General features: G+C 64.6%; 19 protein-coding genes, 1 tRNA gene and 2 pseudogenes. 4 read left to right on the top strand and 18 right to left on the bottom strand.

The features are described 5' to 3' along the window. Nucleotides 1-20 precede the first annotated feature (20 nt). Nucleotides 21-932, top strand: coding sequence for an MBL fold metallo-hydrolase (locus V5734_RS10815; protein ID WP_347313503.1), 912 nt, complete (start codon nucleotides 21-23; stop codon nucleotides 930-932). Nucleotides 933-1,002: 70 nt separating this feature from the next. Beyond that, a tRNA-Asn gene (locus tag V5734_RS10810) sits at nucleotides 1,003-1,077 on the top strand. A gap of 636 nt (nucleotides 1,078-1,713) precedes the next feature. On the opposite strand, the gene V5734_RS10805 is transcribed toward V5734_RS10810, so the two are convergent. The 6 genes from V5734_RS10805 to V5734_RS10780 are packed head-to-tail and all read right to left on the bottom strand — an operon-like array spanning nucleotide 1,714 to nucleotide 3,817. Then, nucleotides 1,714-1,941, bottom strand: a complete 228-nt coding sequence (locus tag V5734_RS10805) for a hypothetical protein (RefSeq protein ID WP_347313502.1) — start codon at nucleotides 1,939-1,941, stop codon at nucleotides 1,714-1,716. A gap of 4 nt (nucleotides 1,942-1,945) precedes the next feature. Further along, nucleotides 1,946-2,221: a hypothetical protein gene (locus V5734_RS10800; protein WP_347313501.1), complete on the bottom strand. Its 276-nt coding sequence runs from the start codon at nucleotides 2,219-2,221 to the stop codon at nucleotides 1,946-1,948. Further along, nucleotides 2,218-2,412 carry a hypothetical protein gene (locus V5734_RS10795; protein ID WP_347313500.1) on the bottom strand — a complete coding sequence of 65 codons (195 nt, stop codon included), beginning with the start codon at nucleotides 2,410-2,412 and terminating at the stop codon, nucleotides 2,218-2,220. The genes V5734_RS10800 and V5734_RS10795 overlap by 4 nt, the downstream gene beginning before the upstream one ends. Before the next feature lie 24 nt (nucleotides 2,413-2,436). Next, on the bottom strand, nucleotides 2,437-2,574 hold the full coding sequence (locus tag V5734_RS10790; RefSeq protein WP_347313499.1) for a hypothetical protein: 138 nt from the start codon (nucleotides 2,572-2,574) through the stop codon (nucleotides 2,437-2,439). Continuing rightward, complete coding sequence (locus V5734_RS10785; protein ID WP_347313498.1) at nucleotides 2,571-3,041, bottom strand: DUF5681 domain-containing protein; 471 nt, start codon at nucleotides 3,039-3,041, stop codon at nucleotides 2,571-2,573. The genes V5734_RS10790 and V5734_RS10785 overlap by 4 nt, the downstream gene beginning before the upstream one ends. A 32-nt stretch (nucleotides 3,042-3,073) precedes the next feature. Next, a complete protein-coding gene (locus V5734_RS10780) occupies nucleotides 3,074-3,817 on the bottom strand; it encodes a hypothetical protein (RefSeq protein WP_347313497.1) in 744 nt (247 codons plus the stop codon). Between the two features lie 214 nt (nucleotides 3,818-4,031). Between V5734_RS10780 and V5734_RS10775 the strand changes: the two genes are divergently transcribed. Next, complete coding sequence (locus V5734_RS10775; RefSeq protein WP_347313496.1) at nucleotides 4,032-4,331, top strand: hypothetical protein; 300 nt, start codon at nucleotides 4,032-4,034, stop codon at nucleotides 4,329-4,331. A 96-nt stretch (nucleotides 4,332-4,427) separates the two neighbouring features. Here V5734_RS10775 and V5734_RS10770 read toward each other — a convergent pair. The 6 genes and pseudogenes from V5734_RS10770 to V5734_RS10745 all read right to left on the bottom strand — a co-directional run bounded on the left by V5734_RS10770 (nucleotide 4,428) and on the right by V5734_RS10745 (nucleotide 11,444). Continuing rightward, a pseudogene (locus V5734_RS10770) lies at nucleotides 4,428-5,419 on the bottom strand (IS481 family transposase). Nucleotides 5,420-5,516: 97 nt separating this feature from the next. Beyond that, entirely contained in the window at nucleotides 5,517-6,395 is an 879-nt protein-coding gene (locus V5734_RS10765; protein ID WP_347313495.1) for an alpha/beta hydrolase, read from the bottom strand. Further along, the gene (locus V5734_RS10760; RefSeq protein WP_347313494.1) at nucleotides 6,392-7,993 is read right to left on the bottom strand and encodes an ABC transporter ATP-binding protein; all 1,602 of its coding nucleotides are present in this window, start codon (nucleotides 7,991-7,993) and stop codon (nucleotides 6,392-6,394) included. Before V5734_RS10760 ends, V5734_RS10765 begins: the two co-directional genes overlap by 4 nt. 4 nt (nucleotides 7,994-7,997) lie before the next feature. Then, nucleotides 7,998-8,816, bottom strand: a complete 819-nt coding sequence (locus V5734_RS10755) for an ABC transporter permease (RefSeq protein WP_347313493.1) — start codon at nucleotides 8,814-8,816, stop codon at nucleotides 7,998-8,000. A gap of 13 nt (nucleotides 8,817-8,829) precedes the next feature. Then, on the bottom strand, nucleotides 8,830-9,804 hold the full coding sequence (locus V5734_RS10750; RefSeq protein WP_347313492.1) for an ABC transporter permease: 975 nt from the start codon (nucleotides 9,802-9,804) through the stop codon (nucleotides 8,830-8,832). Nucleotides 9,805-9,887: 83 nt separating this feature from the next. Then, nucleotides 9,888-11,444 (bottom strand): ABC transporter substrate-binding protein, encoded by a 1,557-nt coding sequence (locus V5734_RS10745; protein WP_347313491.1) that lies wholly within the window; start codon nucleotides 11,442-11,444, stop codon nucleotides 9,888-9,890. Between the two features lie 194 nt (nucleotides 11,445-11,638). On the opposite strand from V5734_RS10745, the gene V5734_RS10740 reads away from it, so the two are divergent. Then, nucleotides 11,639-12,535, top strand: coding sequence for a GlxA family transcriptional regulator (locus V5734_RS10740; RefSeq protein ID WP_347313490.1), 897 nt, complete (start codon nucleotides 11,639-11,641; stop codon nucleotides 12,533-12,535). Nucleotides 12,536-12,603: 68 nt separating this feature from the next. Here V5734_RS10740 and V5734_RS10735 read toward each other — a convergent pair. From V5734_RS10735 to V5734_RS10710, 6 genes and pseudogenes are all read right to left on the bottom strand, one after another. Next, a pseudogene (locus V5734_RS10735) lies at nucleotides 12,604-13,262 on the bottom strand (IS6 family transposase). Between the two features lie 137 nt (nucleotides 13,263-13,399). Then, on the bottom strand, nucleotides 13,400-14,482 hold the full coding sequence (locus tag V5734_RS10730; protein WP_347313489.1) for an ABC transporter ATP-binding protein: 1,083 nt from the start codon (nucleotides 14,480-14,482) through the stop codon (nucleotides 13,400-13,402). A gap of 3 nt (nucleotides 14,483-14,485) precedes the next feature. Then, entirely contained in the window at nucleotides 14,486-15,271 is a 786-nt protein-coding gene (locus V5734_RS10725) for an ABC transporter permease (RefSeq protein WP_347313614.1), read from the bottom strand. Between the two features lie 14 nt (nucleotides 15,272-15,285). Further along, nucleotides 15,286-16,272: an ABC transporter permease gene (locus tag V5734_RS10720; RefSeq protein WP_347313488.1), complete on the bottom strand. Its 987-nt coding sequence runs from the start codon at nucleotides 16,270-16,272 to the stop codon at nucleotides 15,286-15,288. A 78-nt stretch (nucleotides 16,273-16,350) separates the two neighbouring features. After that, the gene (locus tag V5734_RS10715; RefSeq protein WP_347313487.1) at nucleotides 16,351-17,460 is read right to left on the bottom strand and encodes an ABC transporter substrate-binding protein; all 1,110 of its coding nucleotides are present in this window, start codon (nucleotides 17,458-17,460) and stop codon (nucleotides 16,351-16,353) included. Between the two features lie 58 nt (nucleotides 17,461-17,518). Next, nucleotides 17,519-18,616: an NAD/NADP octopine/nopaline dehydrogenase family protein gene (locus V5734_RS10710; protein ID WP_347313486.1), complete on the bottom strand. Its 1,098-nt coding sequence runs from the start codon at nucleotides 18,614-18,616 to the stop codon at nucleotides 17,519-17,521. Between the last annotated feature and the right edge of the window lie 36 nt (nucleotides 18,617-18,652).

Here is an 18,652-nt window from a genome sequence, read left to right as displayed (position 1 = left end):
AAACCGAGAGAAAGCGCAAGATGACGGATGCCCGCGAAATCGCGCCCCGCCACGGGGAGGTCCAGCGCCTCGCGCCGGGTCTCAGGGTCGTCGTGGCGCCCAACCCGTCGCCGATGACGTTGCATGGCACCAACAGTTACATCCTCGGTGAGGGACGCGTCACGGTGATCGACCCCGGACCGGCGGATCCCCGGCACCTCGCGGCGCTCCTCGCCGCCCTTGCCCCCGGCGAGACGGTCGCGCGGATTCTGGTCACCCATGCCCATCTCGACCATTCGCCGCTCGCCCGGCCGCTCGCCGACACCACCGGCGCGCCCGTCCTCGCCTTCGGCGACGCGACATCCGGCCGGTCGGAGCTGATGGAGCGGCTTGCCGCCGCAGGCGGGCTCGACGGCGGCGAAGGCGTCGATGCCGGATTCGCGCCCGACATCACCCTTCCCGACGGCGCCGAGATCGCCTGCGACGGGTTCACGCTCACCGCGCTCCACACGCCGGGCCATTTCGGCAACCACCTGAGTTTCCAGTGGGGGGATGCGGTCTTTTGCGGCGATCACGTGATGGGCTGGTCCTCCTCGCTCGTCTCGCCGCCCGATGGCGACATGGGCGCCTATATGGCGTCGCTCGACCGGCTCGCACGGCTCGCCCCGGCGCGCCTCTTTTCCGGCCACGGCAATCCGGTCGGCGACGCAACCGACCGCATCGCCGCGCTCGCCGCCCACCGGCGCACCCGCGAGGCCGCGATCCGCGCCGCCCTTGCGGAGGGTCCGGCCGACGCAACCACCCTCGCGCGGCGCATCTATGCCGAGACCCCGCCTGCCCTCATGCCCGCAGCCGCCCGCAACGTCCTCGCCCATCTCCTTGATCTGACAGAACGAAATCTTGCCTCGCCCGTCGATCCCCTGTCCGCGGAGGCCCGTTTCGGCCCGCTCTGAGCGCCCGCGCATTTTTGTCGCCAAGCCCTCTGGACGCCCCCCGCCACCCTTGCTATATCCCGCCCCGTGTTCCGGCGTAGCTCAGCGGTAGAGCAGTTGACTGTTAATCAATTGGTCGTAGGTTCGATCCCTACCGCCGGAGCCAAAAATCCCTGCTACAGCAAGCACTTAAGCGGCCCATCTCACGGGGCTGTTTTGCTATTGGCGAGCCGTGCTAGCGCTATGCTAGCCGCTGCGCGCGAGTCATAGCGCTCAGCAAAAAGCGGCCCGCTGCACATGCACGCGGACCGCTTCTACCGTTGCGAGCGACAAGGAGTAGCCGCTGACGGCTGGCTCCGTTGGATTTACGAGGGACGGTTGCCTATGCCTCGCGCGGCTGGCGAGGCCGCGTGCCGCTGCTCTGCCACTCCTGCGGCAGCGGCTAGGGTGATCGTCTCTGCCCCCTCGGGGGCAGCTTGCACTCGTCGCACATCCTCACCCTGACCACATCGTCAGACCAGAATGGTGTTGAGCACTTCATGCACACGCGCCAGCCGACCATGCGGACGACACGCGGCGGGTTGTGGTCAAGGTCGAGGACAGGTTCCCTTCGCTTGCATCCGTCAAACTTCCACTCCCTCGGTTCCCTGAACCCCAAGGCCTCCCTACCAGCGCCGTTTGCAGCGCGTGCTTTGCGCTTGCAGCCCTTTACCCCCTTGGCGCAGTGCGGCCTGCGGCTGTGGGGGCGGCTGTAGCGGCGGCTCGCCACGGCGCCAGCGCACCAGCCACGCGGGCTCGTCCGTCATCGCCACAAGCGCCATACCTCATCGCGCGCCCACCGCTTGAGGCAGGCCAGCACCCCTCCCGTGCCGTTCTCCCCGAACATGTCGGTTCGGTCGAGGTTGTTCGCTTCAACCGACTCCCGGAACTCCGCCTCGAACTCGGATGTCCCGAACCGCGCGATAGGATGGTTGTCACGCGCATCCTTCAGCGTCCTGGCCTGACGGAGGAGTTGGCGGGCGCTTGGCATGTGGTCAATCCTCGCCCTTCAACACGCGCAGCGCTTCACCGAGGCGCAACGCGGTGGCGAAGTTCGCGTCATTGCGGGCTTGCCGAAGCTCGGCCTCCTCCAGACGGCGCTGGTGCAGAAGCTTCTGCTCGTCCGGCGTAATGGTGTTGTCAGGGTCGTGGCGGGAGGTCTCGCGGCGATAGGCCCGCCCGTTGGCATAGGTGACGTCGCCGCCGTCACTGTGGTCATACTCGACCGGTCGTGCGTTGGAGTATGGAATGCTCGGTGCGGGTCGCCTCATTGATTCCTCCGCTCCCTGATGGTCGGCCAGTCCGCGAGCGACAGGAACGGCTCGCGCGCCTCCCGCCGCACCTCGGGGTCGTCGGATGCAAAGGTGAGGTTGTGGACCTCGGACATGAAGATCGCGTGGTGCAACGCTTCCTCGCTCTCGTAGGGCAGCAACTCGATGGGACCGGCCATGTAGTCGGCCATCGACAGCGCCCAGTTGACGGCGCGCTAGTAGTTGGCGAGCGGCTGGACGCAGAGCAAGCGGCGCGGCCCGGTGCTGCCGTGCAGGAACGTGGCCACAACCGTATCCGTCGCCAGCGGTCTGCCGACATGCACTTGGTTGCGTTTGGTCTCGATGTAGCTCATCGGCCCCCCTCGCGGTCTCGTTTCAGCGCTTCCAGCTCCTGCGCCAGTTCCTCGGTCAGGCGGGCTTCGTTCAAAGTGCCGATGGCGGAAATGATCTGTTGCCCCACGTCCGGGGGCACCTGACCGGCAGCGACACCGGCCAGCACCGCCTCGATCTGCTTCGTCATCGGCGCTTCGGGGTCGAAGTCGAACTCGACCGTCTGGGACTTGCTGCGCAGGTTCGGAGCGATCCTGTTGAGGATGTGACCACAGGCTGTCATGTCGCCAGCCTTCGCCGCGTCCAGCACGACGCGCACAACGTCCAGACCTTCCTCGTTCAGGGCGCGGGCGATCTTGTCGCTCTTGCTGAGCGATCCCTTGGGCCGTCCGGCAGGGTTGCCGCTGACCCCCTTGGGCCAGCGACCGCCGGGCGGGGCAGGATCAGGCACGAAGCCTTCCATCCAGCTAGGTTTGATTACGTCTGCCATTGGCACCTGCATCAACAGTTTCGGTTCAGGGGTCAGGCGTGCTGCCGGTAGACCTTGGCGGAGGCGTTGCGCTTCCTGCGGTATGCGTCCGGTCCTTCGGTGCGATACCCGAGGGTCTTGCCATCCGGGCCGGGGATGGGGATTTGAATGACGCCCACCGCCTTGATCGACTCTTTCAGCACCTGCGGCCCATGGCGCTCAAGGTAGCTGCGGGCAGCGGTCAGCGCCTTCAACCGCTTCGTCGCCTCGGGCTTCGTCATCTCGTTATAGAGGCGGGTGAAGTGCGCGTGCATCTCCTTGGACAAGCCCGACAGCATCGGAGGCGCGCCGCAAACCGCGCTCAGCACGTCCAGATCCTTTTCGCCGACCGCCTTCTCAAGCAGGCCCACCCGGTCAGGGGACTTCTGCATCAGGGCGCGCACCTCGCCACTCACCATCTTGCCCGCCTGCTCCTTCACGCTGGCGGACAGATCGCTTTCCAGCGACTTGATGGTCGTCGTGAACCGGGCAATCGCGCCATCCATCTGACGGGTTACGCCTTCCAGCTTCGCCATCGCGTAGTCGTCGGTCTTGAGTAACGCAGCAGGCTCGGTCAGCGTCGGGTCGCTGAACGCGGCTTCGCGGTAATCGTAGATCGAAGCGAGATAGACGTGCGCCGCTGTCAGGGCCTCGGTCGCAGGGGCGATGAAGACGCGGGTGTCGTCGTCCACGCCGTCGAGCGCTGCGATGTTGTCGGGGTGAAGGCTCAGGGGAACCCTCGTATCAACGTCTTCCATGTTGTCCTCTTGATGCCTGAGGGAAGCCTGTTGCGGCTCCCCATAGGCTAGGACGCCACCTGTTCTTCGCAAAGTTCAGCAACGAATTCATGCACTTGGATACGAAATTCCCCATATTCCAAGTAAGTGGGTCGAGCCTGTCAGCACTTTTCGCTTGCGCCCTCGGGGTGAAGTGTCGGGCTTGGGGTGTCTGCAACTTATGGGGGAAGCAGACATGAACGACATGACCACAGTGAAGCCGCGCAGCATCCGCCCGGCACGCCCGAAACCGCTGCCTCTCTACCTTCGCGCGGAATGGCGCACCGACATGCCAACACCAGCCCCGGCGGATGGTGCTGCGCTGCTGGCGCAGGCACGGGCCGGGCGCATACGCGCGCTGGCCGCGTGCAAGCCCGCCCGCAGGTTGGCGGCGCTCAAGCCGGTGGAGGCGGTATGGGCAAGCCCGAGCTTCCGGGCGCGGATCGAGGCCATACAGGCTCGCCGGGAGGGATGTGTGGCCATAGCTGCCCAGTAGCCCTCGCTAGCCGCCGGGCTACAGCGACAACAGCCACGGGCTGGGTGCCCCACCCCGGCCCGTTTGCATGAGTGCCGCTGTGCGCGGCGCTAGTCGCTAGGTGTTCAGTCCCGGCATCTGGTGGATTGGATTCAAGATGAATCGATCTGGCTCAGCTGTCCAGATTTTGCAGATGTATTCGAACGGCGTGAGGCCCTTCAGCGTCTTCAGGCGGCGTGCATAATTGTAGGCGACGATGAACGCGTCGAGGTGGCCCTCCAGCTCGGCGTGGGTCTCGTAGTGGTACCGCTTGACGGTTGCTTCCTTGATCGTGCGGTTCATCCGTTCGACCTGGCCGTTAGTCCAGGGATGGTTGATTTTCGTCAGCCGGTGCTCAATGCCGTTCTCCCGGCAAACCCGGCCGAAGATATGGACCATTGCGTGCCGGTCCTGTTGCCGGTTGGCAAATTGGACGCCCCTCGCCATTGTCTCTCGGACCAATGGCGGCCCAATGGCTCGATCAGTCAGAACGGTGTGGACCCGGTCAGGCAGAGCGGCGATCAGGTTGCGCATAAACCGGGCCGCGACCACCTTTCCGGCCTTCTGGTGAAGCTCGACGAAGGCAAATTTTGATGTTCGGTCAATGGCCACGAACAGGTAGATCTTCCCTTCCCTTCTCCGGAACGAACTTCCGCGATGTCGATGTGAAAGTACCCGATCGGGTAGACCTTGAACTTCCGTTTCGGCTTGTCGCCTTCGACTTCGGGCAAACGGCTGATGCCATGCCTTTGCAGACAGCGATGCAGGGAAGAGCGTGTCAGATGCGGGATCGAAGGCTGCAGCGCGTAGAGGCAGTCGTCCAGTGGCAGCAGCGTGTGGCGCCGGAAAGCCACGACCGCTGCTTCCTCGTCCGGGCTCAGGGCACTTGAACGCACCTCTTTCGGCCCCATCCGGGCATCTTCGACGCGCTCCCGCTTTCGCCACTTGGCCACGGTCTTGACGTTGATACCGAGTTCCCGGCTCAGCGCCGCGTTCGAAGCCTGCGATCGCTGTATGAGAGCTCGGATGGTGTGCGTGGTCGTGGCGCCGCCGTGAAGAAATTGTCCCATAGGGCATCCTTGTGATGGTCACAGATTGGTAGACCACCACACCCCGGGACTAAACAGCCAAGCTGGCTCGATCTTGCAGCCGAGAAGGCGCGATCAATCAGGGGCGTGCCGCGAGCCGGGTGATCGCCGCAAGGATCGCCTGGAAACTGCCGCGGGCGCGGTCGCTTTCGCGGCGGGCGCGCAGATAGCCGTGCGGCAGCTCGGGCTCGTTGCGCCATTCGGCCGCCACGCCCTCCTGCCGCAGGCGGGCCGCATATGCCGGACCGTCATCGCGCAGCGGATCGACATCCGCGCTGACGATGAAGGCGGGTGCCAGCCCGGCCAGGCTGGGCGCGGTCAGCGGCGCGGCCAGCGGGTCAACGACCGGCCCCTCGCCGTGCAGCGCAACCCGGTAGCTGTCCAGATCGATCGTGCGCAAGAGCGGCGCCTCGGCGTTCACGATATAGGACGCGGAGTTGCGGTCGCCGCCAAGGCCCGGATAGATCAACACCTGCCCCAAGGGTTGTCGCTTGCCCTGCTGCGACAGGCAAAGGGCTGCAGAGAGCATTGCGCCGGCACTGTCGCCCACCACCACGGCGGGCCGGTCCAGCGCGTTCCAGACGGATTCGACATCGCGGATCTGGGCGGGCCAGCGATGCTCCGGGGCCAGACGGTAATCCACGGCGATCACCTGAAGGCCGGTCGCATCGGCGATCTCGGCGCAGACATCGTCATGGCTGTCCAGCCCGCCCACCACGAAGCCGCCCCCATGGATGTACAGAACGGCAACCGGCGTTTCGGCCCCGTAGACCCGGCAGGGCACGCCGCCAAGCTGCCTGTCCTCGACCGGCAGACCCGCTGGGCGGGGCGCACGGAACACGGCGCACATCGCATCATAGTAGCGGCGGTTGTCGGCTGCGCTGGCGCCATTGGCCTCGGCCGGATAGGCGGCCTCGGTCCTGGCGATGAAATCCAGTATCTGCGGATCGGTGATCATTCTGCGCCCTCTGCGATGCGTTTCTTCAGCCAGCCCGGATCCATCTGCGGCACCGAGGCCAAGAGCTGGTGGGTATAGGGATGGCGCGGCGGGTCCAGAACCTGGTCCCGCGGCCCCTTGTCCATGATCTCGCCGCCGTTCATCACCACCACATCGTCGGCAATGGCCCGCACGGTCGCGATGTCATGGGTGATGAACATGTAGGCGACGCCCGTCCGGTCCTGCACCCGGCTCAGCAACCGGAGGATGCCTTCCGCCACCAATTGGTCCAGGGCGCTGGTGACCTCGTCGCAGATGATGAACTCCGGGTCGGCCGCCAGCGCGCGGGCGATGCCGATGCGCTGCTTCTGGCCGCCCGACAGCTCGCCTGGCAGCCGGTCGAGGAACCGCTCGGTCGGAAGCTCGATCTGGTCCATCAATTCGCGCAGCCGTTCCTCGCGCGCGTTCCCGCTCAGGCCAAGATAGAACTGCAGCGGCCGCGACAGGATCTGGCGGATGGTCTGGCGCGGGTTCAGCGCCGTATCGGCCATCTGGTAGATCATCTGGATCGCCCGCTTCTGTTCGCGCGTGCGCTGCGCCAGCCACGCCGGGAGGGGCTGCCCGTTCAGGGCGATGCCGCCTGCGCGTTGCGGCAGAAGGCCGGTGATCACCCGCGCGACGGTGGATTTGCCGGACCCCGATTCCCCCACCACCGCGACGGTCGAGCCGCGCGGAATGTCGAAGCTGACATCCTTCAGGATATCCGCGCCGGCATAGCCCGCCGTCACGCCGCGGATGCTGACCGCGGGCGCGGTCGCCCTTGGCAGCGGCCGCTCGGGGCGGCAGAATTCGCGGACGGCCCAAAGAGAGCGTGTGTACTCCTGCTTCGGTGCCTGCATCATCTGTTGGGTCGGGGCCTCTTCGACCTCGCGCCCATGGCGCATGACCTTGATGCGGTCGGCCATCTGCGCCACCACGGCAAGGTCATGGGTGATGTAGATCGCGGCCGATCCGGCCGCCTCCACGGCCTGCCGGATCGCCGCCAGAACGCCGATCTGCGTGGTCACGTCCAGCGCCGTCGTCGGCTCGTCAAAGACGATCAGGTCGGGCTTGCACGCCATGGCCATGGCCACCATCGCCCGCTGCAGCTGCCCGCCTGAGACCTGATGCGGAAAGCGCAGCCCAAAATGATCGGGGTCGGGAAGGTGCATCTGCGCATAGAGTTCCCGCGCGAAGGCTTCGGCTTCCGCGCGCCCGGCGGTGCGGTGGATTGCCGGGCCCTCGCAGAACTGGTCCAGGAGGCGCCAGGCCGGGTTGAAGCTGGCCGCGGCCGATTGGGCGACATAGGCCACCCGTCTGCCGCGGAATGCGCTGCGCTGGCGCTCGGGCAGGGTCAGGAGGTCGGTCCCTTCGAACAGCACCTTGCCCCCGGCAAACCGCAGGCCGGGCGGCGCAAAGCCGAGCGCGGCAAGGCCCAGCGTCGACTTGCCCGCGCCGGACTCGCCAATCAGCCCCACGACCTCGCCCCGGTCCACCGTCAGGTCCACCCCGTGCAGGATCGGGCTCCAGCCTTCCTCGCCCTTCGCCTCGATCCTCAGGTTCTCGATCGACAGCAGCATGGCATCAATCCTTCAAGCCGGACGCGCGGTGCAGCATCCAGTCCACGACGAAGTTCACCGCCACGGTCAGAAGCGCGATGCAGGCAGCGGGGAGAAGCGGGGTGAGATCGCCGAAAGTGATCAGCGCCGCATTGTCGCGGACCATGGCACCCCAGTCCGCCATCGGCGGCGGCAGGCCCAGCCCCAGGAAGGACAGCGCGGAGATGGTCAGGAACACGAAGCAGAAGCGCAAGCCGAACTCTGCGATCAGCGGGGCGGCGATATTGGGCAGCACCTCGCGCAGGATCACCCACCAGGTCCCCTCGCCGCGCAACCGGGCCGCCTCGACATAGTCGAGGACCATGACGTTCATCGCGGTCGCCCGCGCCAGCCGGAAGACGCGGGTGGAATCCAGCACGGCCACGACCAGGATCAGGTTGACCATGCCCGGCCCCAGCGCCGACAGGGCGAGAAGCGTCAGGATCAGCGAGGGGACCGCCATCAGCACATCCACCAGACGCGACAGCGAAAGGTCCACCCAGCGCCCCAGCGCGGCTGCCAGAAGCCCGGCCACCGCGCCGATGGAAAAGGCCAGCGCCGTGGTGACGACCGCCACCCCCACCGTGTTGCGCGCGCCCCAGATCAGCCGGGACAGCATGTCGCGCCCCAGCGTGTCGGTTCCCAGCGGGAAGGCCCCACCCCAGGGTTCGAACTGCGCGCCGACGATCTCGGCCTGCTGGAAGGGCGCAAGCAGCGGCGCGAACACCGCCGTCGCCGCATAAGCCACGATTACCGCCAGGCCGAAAAGCGCAGTCGGCGGCATGCTCGTGAGGGTTCGGGTCATGCTGGCCATAATGTCACCGCGGGTGAAGCAGGCGCGGGTTCGTGGCGATCGCCAGAACATCGGCCAGAAGGTTCAGCAGGATGTAGACGGCGCCGAAGATCAGCGCGCAGGCCTGAACGACCGGCATGTCGCGGTTGCTGACGCTGTCCACCATCAACTGCCCCAGGCCGGGAAAGACGAACACGACTTCGACGATCACGACGCCGGTGATCAGCCAAGCCACGTTCAGCGTGATCACGTTGATGATCGGCGCCAGCGCATTGGGTAGCGCGTGCCGCGTGATGACCCGCCAGCGCGAGGCCCCCTTGAGGCGCGCCATGACGACATAGGGCGCGCCCAGAACGTTGACGACGGCCGCGCGGGTCATCCGCATCATGTGCGCTGTCACCACCAGCACCAGCGTCACTGCCGGCAGGAAGGTCCGGGTCAGCATGCCGGCCAGGTCGGGTGCCGCCCCCGGATCGGCGATCGACGGCAGCCAGCCCATCCGCACCGACAGGGCGAACATCAGGATATAGGCGACGAAGAACTCCGGAAACGAGATCGCGGTCAGGGTGGTGATATTGGTGATCCGGTCGAACCAGCCCCCGCGCCAAAGCGCGGCGAGAAGCCCCAGCAGCACGGCAATCGGTACCGCGATCACCCCGGCGTAAGCCGCGAGGAACAGGGTGTTCCCCAGCCGCGCCGCCAGCAGGTCGGCGACCGGACGGCCATTGGCCAGCGACTGGCCGAAATCGCCCTGCACGATGCCAAGGATCCAGTCGATATAGCGGAACAGCAGCGGCTGATCGAGACCAAGTTCGCGCCGGAAGGCCGCGACTGTCTCGGGCGTGGCGGACTGGCCCAGCACCTGCTCGGCGATGTCGCCGGGCAGGAGGCTGATCGCCAGGAAAATGATGATCGAGATCACGAAAAGCGTGAAGATCCCGATGCCCAGTCGCCCAAGGATCATCCGCAGGATCGGCCGTCCGGACTTCGGTGCGCTCATCTTTCAGCCTCGGGAAAGCGGCCATGGGCGGGCAGTGACTGCCCGCTCCCTTTTCAGGATCCGGTCGCTGGTGGCCGGGCCGGTCATGCCTGCCACCAGCGTTCGACAGCCTTCCAGCCGTCGAAGAACCGGTTCGAGGCCACCTTGCCATGCGCCACCGTCTCGTTCACCACGTCGATGTAGTTGACGAAGATCGGGATGATGGTGGAGCCGTCCTCGGACACAATCCCCTGCATCTCGTGATACATCTCGGCCCGAAGCGCATTATCAAGCTCGGCGCGCGCGCTCAGCAGCAACTCGTTGAAGCGCGCGTTGTCCCACCGGCCCTCGTTCCATTCGGCGCCCTTGGCATAGACGAGGCTGAACATGTCGTCCTCGGTGGGCCGGCCGTTCCAGTAGCTGACGCAGAACGGCTTCTTCAGCCAGACGTTCGACCAGTATCCGTCGTCCGGCTCGCGCACCACGGCAAGGTCGATGCCGGCGGCGATAGCGGATTGCTGGAAGAGCTGCACCATGTCCATCGCCCCCACCGAGGCGGCTTCGGCGGCCGAGATCTCGACCTTCAGGCTGTCCATACCGGCCTGCTTGAGGTAATGGCGGGCCTTGTCGGGGTCATAGGAGTTCTGGGGCAGATCGGCGGCGTAATAGCGGTTGGCCGGGGCGATCGGGCTGTCGTTGGCGATCTGGCCGTGGCCGCGCAGCACCTTGTCCAGCACCTCCTGCCGGTTGATCGCGTGTTTCAGCGCCAGTCGCACATTGCGGTCCGAGAAGGGCGCCGTATCGCTGAACATCGGCATAGTGTAATGCGCCGTGCCGGTGACCTCGATCAGCTTCAAGCCGGGCCGGCGTTCCAGCAGATGCAGCGTCGACAGGTCAGGCGAGTTGATCGCGTCGACCTCGCCGGTCATCAGCGCATTCTGCCGGGCGGTCGGGTCGTTGATGGTGAGAAGCTCGGCCGTGTCGAACCAGGCGCGATCCTTCTTCCAGTAGTCATCCCGCCGCGACAGGATAATCCGCACGCCCGGCTCGAAGTTTTCCAGCACATAGCCGCCGGTGCCGAGGCCCGACTGCCAATCCAGCGTGCCGTCTTCCTTCGCCGGCATGATGACCAAGTGGTAGTCCGAGGTCATGTAGGCGAAGTCGGCATTGCCCGAGGTCAGCTCGAACACTACGACGCCGTCGCCATCGGCTCGGATATCCTTGACCTGCGCCAGCGATCCCTTGGCACCCGATTTGGTGTTGTCGCCCCGGTGGTGGTTGAACGAGGCGATCACATCCGCCGCCGTCACCTTGCGGCCGTCCGAGAAGGTCGCGTCGCCGCGAAGCCGGAAGGTCCAGACCAGCGCCTGGGCGTCCGCCTCGAAGCTTTCGGCCAGTTCCGGCACCGCAGCGCCTTCGGCGTCGATCTCGACCAGGTTGTTGCAGACCGCAAGCATGGCCGTCACTACGGGGCCAGCGGCAAAGGTTGCCGGGTCGATCGTGTCCGAAGTGGCACCCCCGGAATGACCGATACGCAACTTGCCGCCGCGCTTGGGCGTCTCGGCAAAGGCGGCGTGCGGAAGGATCAGGCCGGCCGCCGTCATCCCCGCCGCACCCGCCAAAAGACCGCGCCGTGTCATTCCGCCAAGGTTCTTCATCATCGTGGCACCCCTCCTTGCCCTGAACGGCCGGTCAAGGCCGGCCATCGGGCCGGTCGGTAATGCGTCCGGCCCTCTCGCGGCGAACGTGACAGCAAATCCACTGGAGGTTTTTGCATTTTCTGCCATATTATTTGCTCATGTCGCCAATCTCACCGCTTCATCTGACCTTCCTTCTGTTCGACGGTTTCTCGAACATGGTGCTGGCCAGCGCGATCGAGCCCTTGCGTGCCGCGCGGGATCTTTCGGGCAAGCGCTTGTTTTCATGGCAATTGGCCTCGCTTGATGGAGGGCCGGCGACCAGTTCGTCGAAGATATCGATCGCGGTTGACCTGCCATTGGCCAGAGTGGGTGCGACGGATGCGCTGGTGCTGGTCTCGGGCTACGGGATGCGCAACCTGATGGACCGCGAGTCGGCGCAGACGCTCAGGCGCAGGGTGCGGGGCCTGCCGGTGGTCGCCGGTCTGGACACCGGATCATGGTTGCTGGCACAGATCGGCCTCCTGACCGGCAGGCAGGCGACCATCCACTGGATGGAGCGCGACAGCCTGGCCGAGGCCTTTCCCGAAGTGACGGTGGTTTCCGGCCCCTATATCCGCGACGGCTCCTACATAACCTGCGCAGGTGCAACGGGTGTCCTCAGCTGGTCACTCGACCTGATCGGCGCGAAGGGGGGCGATGCCTTGCGCTTTGATGTCGCGAATATGTTCGACCGCGAGCACCGGGAGGACGACGGCCAGACAACACCGGACCTGCCGGACCGCATGACGAGTTATTCCCTGCCCGACGCGCTGCGCCGAGCGATACGCGCCATGCGCGAGACCGCCGAGCAGCCGGTGCCGCTCTCGGAGATCGCGGAACGTGCCGCCCTGTCGCTGCGTTCCATGGATCGGCTCTTCGATCGTCATCTGGGTCTGTCCTCCGGCAAATACTATCGCCAGATCCGGCTGTCGCACGCCCGGGCCCTTGCGACGGAGACCAGCCTCAGCCTGGCCGAGATCGCCTCGCGAAGCGGATTCGCCTCGCCGGCGACCCTGGCAAGGGCCTATCGAGCGCGATTTGGCGAGACCGTGCGCCAAAGCTCCCGCAAGTGAGGTGCGTTTCAAGGTTGGAGGGGTGCAGCCAGACAAATGCGGACCAGTCTCCCCAGGAAAGCTGTCCCTTATGCCGCGCGGAGACCGCGCAACTCGTCGAGAGCCGCGGCGCGGCTGGCGTTTAAGAGAGGTCTGCTGGAGAGGCTTCGTTCCTGGTTGAAGTGGTTTTGGACGGCGGCGTGGACGGCGGCGAACGTCTGAAGACTTCTCGTGCGCCGGAAACGGAGCATCGCCGGCTCCCGTCGTCGGAGTGGTTGGTGCGCGTTCTCCGCGCGATTGCTCATCCACCGTCCAGTTTCTTGCTTTTCGCTGATGCCGAGATCTCGCAGGGCGGCCCCCTAGGATCGCGGCCTATCGGTGACGATCGCGTCGGCAGGGCCATGCCGCTTCAATGATTTCCTGAGGAATTTAAATGCAGCCCTCTTGTCTCTGGTCCTCGTCACGAAACTCTCGAGCACTTCGCCTTCGTGATCAACGGCCCGCCAAAGATAGTGCCGCTCGCCGTTGATCTTCACGAAGATCTCGTCCAGGTGCCAGTGCCAGTGGCTCGACCGCATGCCCGCGAGGCGCCTCCTCCGGATCTCCGTGGCGAACATCGGACCAAAGCGACGCCACCAAAAACGCACTGTTTCGTGGCGAATGTCGATGCCACGCTCATGCAACAGATCCTCGACATTGCGCAGAGAAAGCGGAAAACGAATGTGCATCATGACCGCCAGCGGATGATCTCGGGCGAAGTCTTGAATTAACGAAATGGTGAGTGCTTGATCATGGGCGGAGGCTGCGCATCCGCACAGCCCGCCTCAAGCCCAGTTCCGGTGATACCTCCGCCCCGGCACAAGGTCCGGGGCGGGCGTTTTTGCATCAGTCGTTCAGCACCGCCATGTTGTCCGCCTCCCAGCCAATCCAGACCGGATCGCTGCCGAAGGACTGGCCGGTTTCGGCGTCCACATAGGCCTTGAGCATGGCCTTGCCGTCACCCACCGCGAGTTCCATCGCCATGCGCGAGCCGAGGAAGGTCCTGCCGACGACGCGCCCCTGAACCGCGTTCGTGGTCAGCGGGCGCTCGGCGCTGAAGCCCAGCTTTTCAAGGCGAACCGACGCGGTGATCGGCTGACCGTGGCCCGGTACCGCCGCGGGCGCCTTGCCCAGCAGCGTTGTGCCCTCCCAGTCCATGACCACCTTGTCACCGTCGACGCCGCGCATGCTGCCGGACAGCAGGTTGGTCTCGCCAATGAACTCTGCCACGAAGCGGCTGGCGGGACGGTAGTACAGTTCTTCCGGCGTGCCGTCCTGCTCGACCTTGCCCTTGTTCATCACCACAATCCGGTCGGACATGGTCAGCGCCTCTTCCTGATCGTGCGTCACGAAGAAGAAGGTCTTGTTGGTGCGGCGCTGGATCGACTTCAGTTCCTGCTGGACCTGACCGCGCAGCTTGGCGTCCAGCGCCCCCAGCGGCTCGTCGAGCAGCAGCAGCGCCGGATCCGGCGCCAGGGCACGGGCCAGCGCCACGCGCTGCCGCTGACCGCCCGACAGCTGGATCGGATAGCGCGACGCATAGGCATCGAGTTCGAGAAAGGACAGGATGTCGTCCGAGCGGCGCTTTATGTCGGCCCGGCCCATGCCCTTCAGCTCCAGCCCGAAGGCCACGTTCTGCGCCACGGTCATGTGCGGGAACAGCGCATAGTCCTGGAACACCATGTTCACATGGCGTTTCTCGGGGGGCTGGTTGGTGACATCCTCTCCGTCGAGGATGATCTGTCCCGAGGTCGGACGCTCAAACCCGCCGAGGATGCGCAGGGTCGTGGACTTGCCACAGCCCGACGGGCCGAGAAAGGTAACGAACTCGCCCCGCGCGATGTCCAGCGACAGGTTGTCCAGCGCGACAGTCCTGCCGAAATGCTTGGAGAGCCGTTCGATACGAACAAGCGGCTTCTGGTCTGTCATGGTTCAGGCTTCCTTTTTCAGACGGCGGGTGAAGCGCTCGGCCCAGATGCCGATGGCGGCGGTCAGGATCAGCGCGACGGTCGCGATGGCGTTGATTTCGGGACTCATCCCGGAACGGAGCTTGGCAAAGATCAGCACCGGCAGCGTCGGTTCGTAGCCGCCCAGGAAGAACGAGCGCACGAAGTCGTCGAACGACAGCAGCAGGCAGAAGATCGAGGCGCCAAGAATGGCAGGCACGAGGTAAGGCAACGTGATGCGGACGAAGGCGATCAGCGGATCGGCACCCAGGTCGCGCGCTGCCTCGATCTGGCTTTTCGGCAGTGTCGACAGACGCGCCATGACCACCAGCACCACGAAGGGCACATTGTGCACCGCGTGCGACCAGACGATCGCGCCCATGCCGGGTTCTACGCCCAGCCAACGGGCGTAGATGCGGAAGGCAATGGCCGAGATGATCCCGGGCACCAGCGCTGGCAACACGGTCATGCCGAAGACAGTCGCGCGCCCCCAGAACTTGCGCCCTTCCAGCAGCACCGCGATCCAGGTCCCGACAAGGACAGAGATCAACGTCGAGAGCACCGCGATCGCCGCTGAATAGATGAAGGTCGAATGAACCTCGGCATCGGTAAAGACACTGGTGTACCAGCCCAGGGTCCAGGAGCGGATCGGAAAGCCGATAAACTTGCTGTCCTTGAAGCCCATAACGATCATCAGGATCAGAGGAACAAAGACATAGAGGACAAAGGACCAGTAAACACAGGCCAGAAAGATGCGGTTTCCGCGAAACACTTCGGGACGATCGTTCATTTGTTCTCTCCCTTGCGCAGCGCGTTCATAAGCTTCTGGAAGGTCGCCGTGATGACCAGCGCGGCCATGAACATGATGGTGGCAAAGGCTGCTCCGGTCGGCCATTCATCGCCCGCCACGTGAAAGAAGCCCGCGATGGTTTCGGCAAAGACCGTGGTCGACGGCCCCCCCAGCAGAACGGGCGTCGCGTAGAAGCCGGTCGAGATCAGGAAGACCAGCGTACACCCCGAGGAGATACCCTCGATTGTCAGCGGCAGCGACACGCGGCGGAACCGCGTCCAGGCCCCCGCGCCGAGGTCGGCGGCGGCTTCGTTCATGCTCTGCGGCAGCTTCTCGAGCGACGAGTAGAGCGGCAGCAGCATGTAAAGCGCGGTAAGGTAGACGATGCCCACACCCATGGAAAAGCTGGTATACATGAAGGGGATCGGTTGGTCGATCAGGCCCAGCGTCTTCAGCAACAGGTTCACCGCGCCGGTATTGCCGAGCAGGATCATGATCGCGTAGGTCCGAACGATCTCGCCAACCCAGAAGGGGATCAGCAACAGCAGCAGAAACAGCATCTGGTTCTTGCGGCTGACATGACGGGCCAGGAAATAGGCCACCGGATAGGTGAGGATCAGCGTGCAGAAGGTAAAGACGCCCGCGAAGACCAAGGTCCGGAAAAACGGCATCCAGAACAAGCTGTCCCCGAAGAACCGGGCATAGTTCTCCAGCGTGAAGTGCTGCTCCACACCGGGGGCGACCGGATAAGCGTCGGTCAGGGACACCCGCAGCATTTGCAGCATCGGGCCAAGGTGCTGGGACAGAACCCAGAGCAGCGGGAAAGTGGCGAGGATGAGGAACTGGCGTCGCGAGGAAGCCGTCACCAACCGCATCAGCGCGTGGTACGGCCCCCACGTGACCAAACGGCCCCAGAATGTCCGGTCCGCGCTGCTGCTCGACATGGATCGCCCATCCTCTTCTGCGGATGCGTTATACGTCATACGGTCGTCTTTCGAAATTCTCTCCGTCTCTGTCCCGCCCGAAGGCGGGACAGAGCGCGGATTCGCAAGAGGAAGGGGTCAGGCCGCTTTGATGGCCTCAACCGCCGGATCGACAAGGCCGTACTTCAGCTCATTCGCTTCGGCGCGGAAGAACTGCAGGTTGGCCAGTTGCTCTTCGGGGAAGGATGTCGACTTGCGCTCCAGGTCGTTGAGGTGTTGTGCCGCATCCTTGTAGGTCGAGATGAAGCCAGACGCCTTGGTCATCGCCGCACCGATTTCCGACGAGGCGAGCAGCGCATCGAGGAAGGTATAGGCGTTGTCCGCGTTCGGCGCGTTGTTCGCGATGTTGAACGTGTAGACAAATCCGTAAGAACCTTCGCGCGGGATCGTCATGCCGAGCGGGAAGCCGTCGTTGATCAACGCCGCCGCCGGACCATTCCACGAATGACCCAGAACGATGTCCTGGTTGACCATCATTTGCTGGAACTCCGCGCCGCCATCATAGTACTTGCGCACCAGCGGCTTCTTCTCGATCAGGAAAGTCTTGGCCTCCTCGACGATCTGCGCCGCCTTCTCCGGATCGTTGATGTATTCGACCATGTTGCCGTCGTAACCCATCTTCAGCATGATGATCGACATCATGTCCTGGATAATGTAGGCGGTCTGGCCGCTGTACTTCTCGCTGAACAGCGTGTCCCAGGTCATCGCCTCTTCTTCGCTGACGATCTCGGAGTTGTAGGACAGAACTTCCATCCCGGACAGGATCGGCGCCCCCCACTTGTTGCCGTTGATCGTCGACCAATCGGATTCCGAGAAGGTCGGGTTGAGATTGCCCCAGTTCGTGAGACGGCCGGTATCGAGCGGTGCCAGAAGGTCGTTTTCGATGAACTGCAGGAAGCGGTGTCCGGCCACGGTCATGATGTCGACGGTCGGGTTCGGCTGCTCGGCGGCCAGCAGGTTGAACTGCTTGCCCTGGTCGTCCACGAGGCGGACGTTCACCTTGATACCGGTCTCGGCTTCGAACTGCGTGCGGAACGCCTCCGGCACGAAGTCGTTGTAGGTCCAGATGTTGACCTCGCCGCCGGATTGGGCCGCGGCGCCCCGCAGCACGGCGGGCGACGCGAGGGCAGCGCCGGTGGCGGCAGCCGTGCCCAGGAAACGACGGCGGTTCAGGATCAGTTTTGACATTTTGCGTTCTCCTTGTTGGTTGGATTGCAGGTTCTTGTAGGTTGTTATCCGCTGCGCATCACGCGCTGGCCCGCTGGCGCAAGAGTCCCGTTTTTGCTGCGTCCATCAGGTCTTCCAGGCTGTACCTGTCCAGGTCAAGCGCGGTCAGGATTTCGTTTTCCGCCTCGAAGTCCCGGCCATACATGGCAGAGAAGATGCGGATGCCTGCCTCGTGCAGTCGCGCGGGATGGCCGGTCAGACGGCCAAGGACGGCGGTCAGAACCAGCCCGTAGGGCACATCCTCGGTGACGTATCGGCTGTCGGCGGTAGCGGGCCCGATGCCGCCGTTGCCCTGTTCGTGCATCTTCTGGTTCATCTCTGAAATCGAGGCGACCGGCACATGGAACGAGAGGTGGAAATGTTCGAAGATCGTCTTGACGTCGAGTCCCAGCGCATTGGCGATTTCGAGGCGTTCGAGGTCCAGCGCTTCCAGCAGGCGGCCGACCGTCGGGGTGACGTTCTGGCCCTGGCTCCAGGTCTCGCCGCGCTCCATCCGCGTGATGTTGCCAAGGGCGATACCCATGTGGTTCTGCGGGTTCAGGTTGGACAGCGAAATCGCCAGCAACCCGTCGCGCGGCTGGAATCGGTCACCGAAAAGCTCCTGACACAGGCGGAGCGCTTCGGCCGAACGCTCTTCGGGCACGGTGCACAGGTCGACACGGCTGCGGACCGTGTTCACCTTGACCTCGGTGCCGGATTGCCGCCGCCCGGTGCAGATCGTCGTGCCCCATGCGGTGATCGGAACCGTGATGCCACGCCCGGCCAGAAGCTGCATCAGGTACACAGCGCCCAGAGAGGCGTGGGAAGAGACGATCACATGGTGACGCGTCTCGATATGCGGCGCCAATGCGTCCAGCACTGTCTTGTGGCCATAGCCCGGCAGCGCGACGATCAGCACGTCGTTCTCCCGCGCCAGTGTTGCCGCACTATCGGCTATCCGGGGATTCAACGTTGTCTCCAGCGCACCGACGGCCTTCAGAACCGCGCCGCGGGCAAGCTCCGCCGTGCCTGCGCCCGACGGCGACCAAAGCATCGGATCGTGGCCTGCGTCATGCAGCAAGGCCGCCGTTCCGAATGCGATCGAGCCCGCGCCCGCCAGTCCTACTCTCTTGCCCACAGTTCTTCCCTGATTCGCTATGTCACATTCCCCTTA

It is taken from the genome of Defluviimonas sp. SAOS-178_SWC, from assembly GCF_039830135.1.
Taxonomy (GTDB): domain Bacteria; phylum Pseudomonadota; class Alphaproteobacteria; order Rhodobacterales; family Rhodobacteraceae; genus Albidovulum.
Note: the sequence above shows the minus strand (reverse complement) of the source record. Positions and strands in the feature narration are given on the sequence as shown.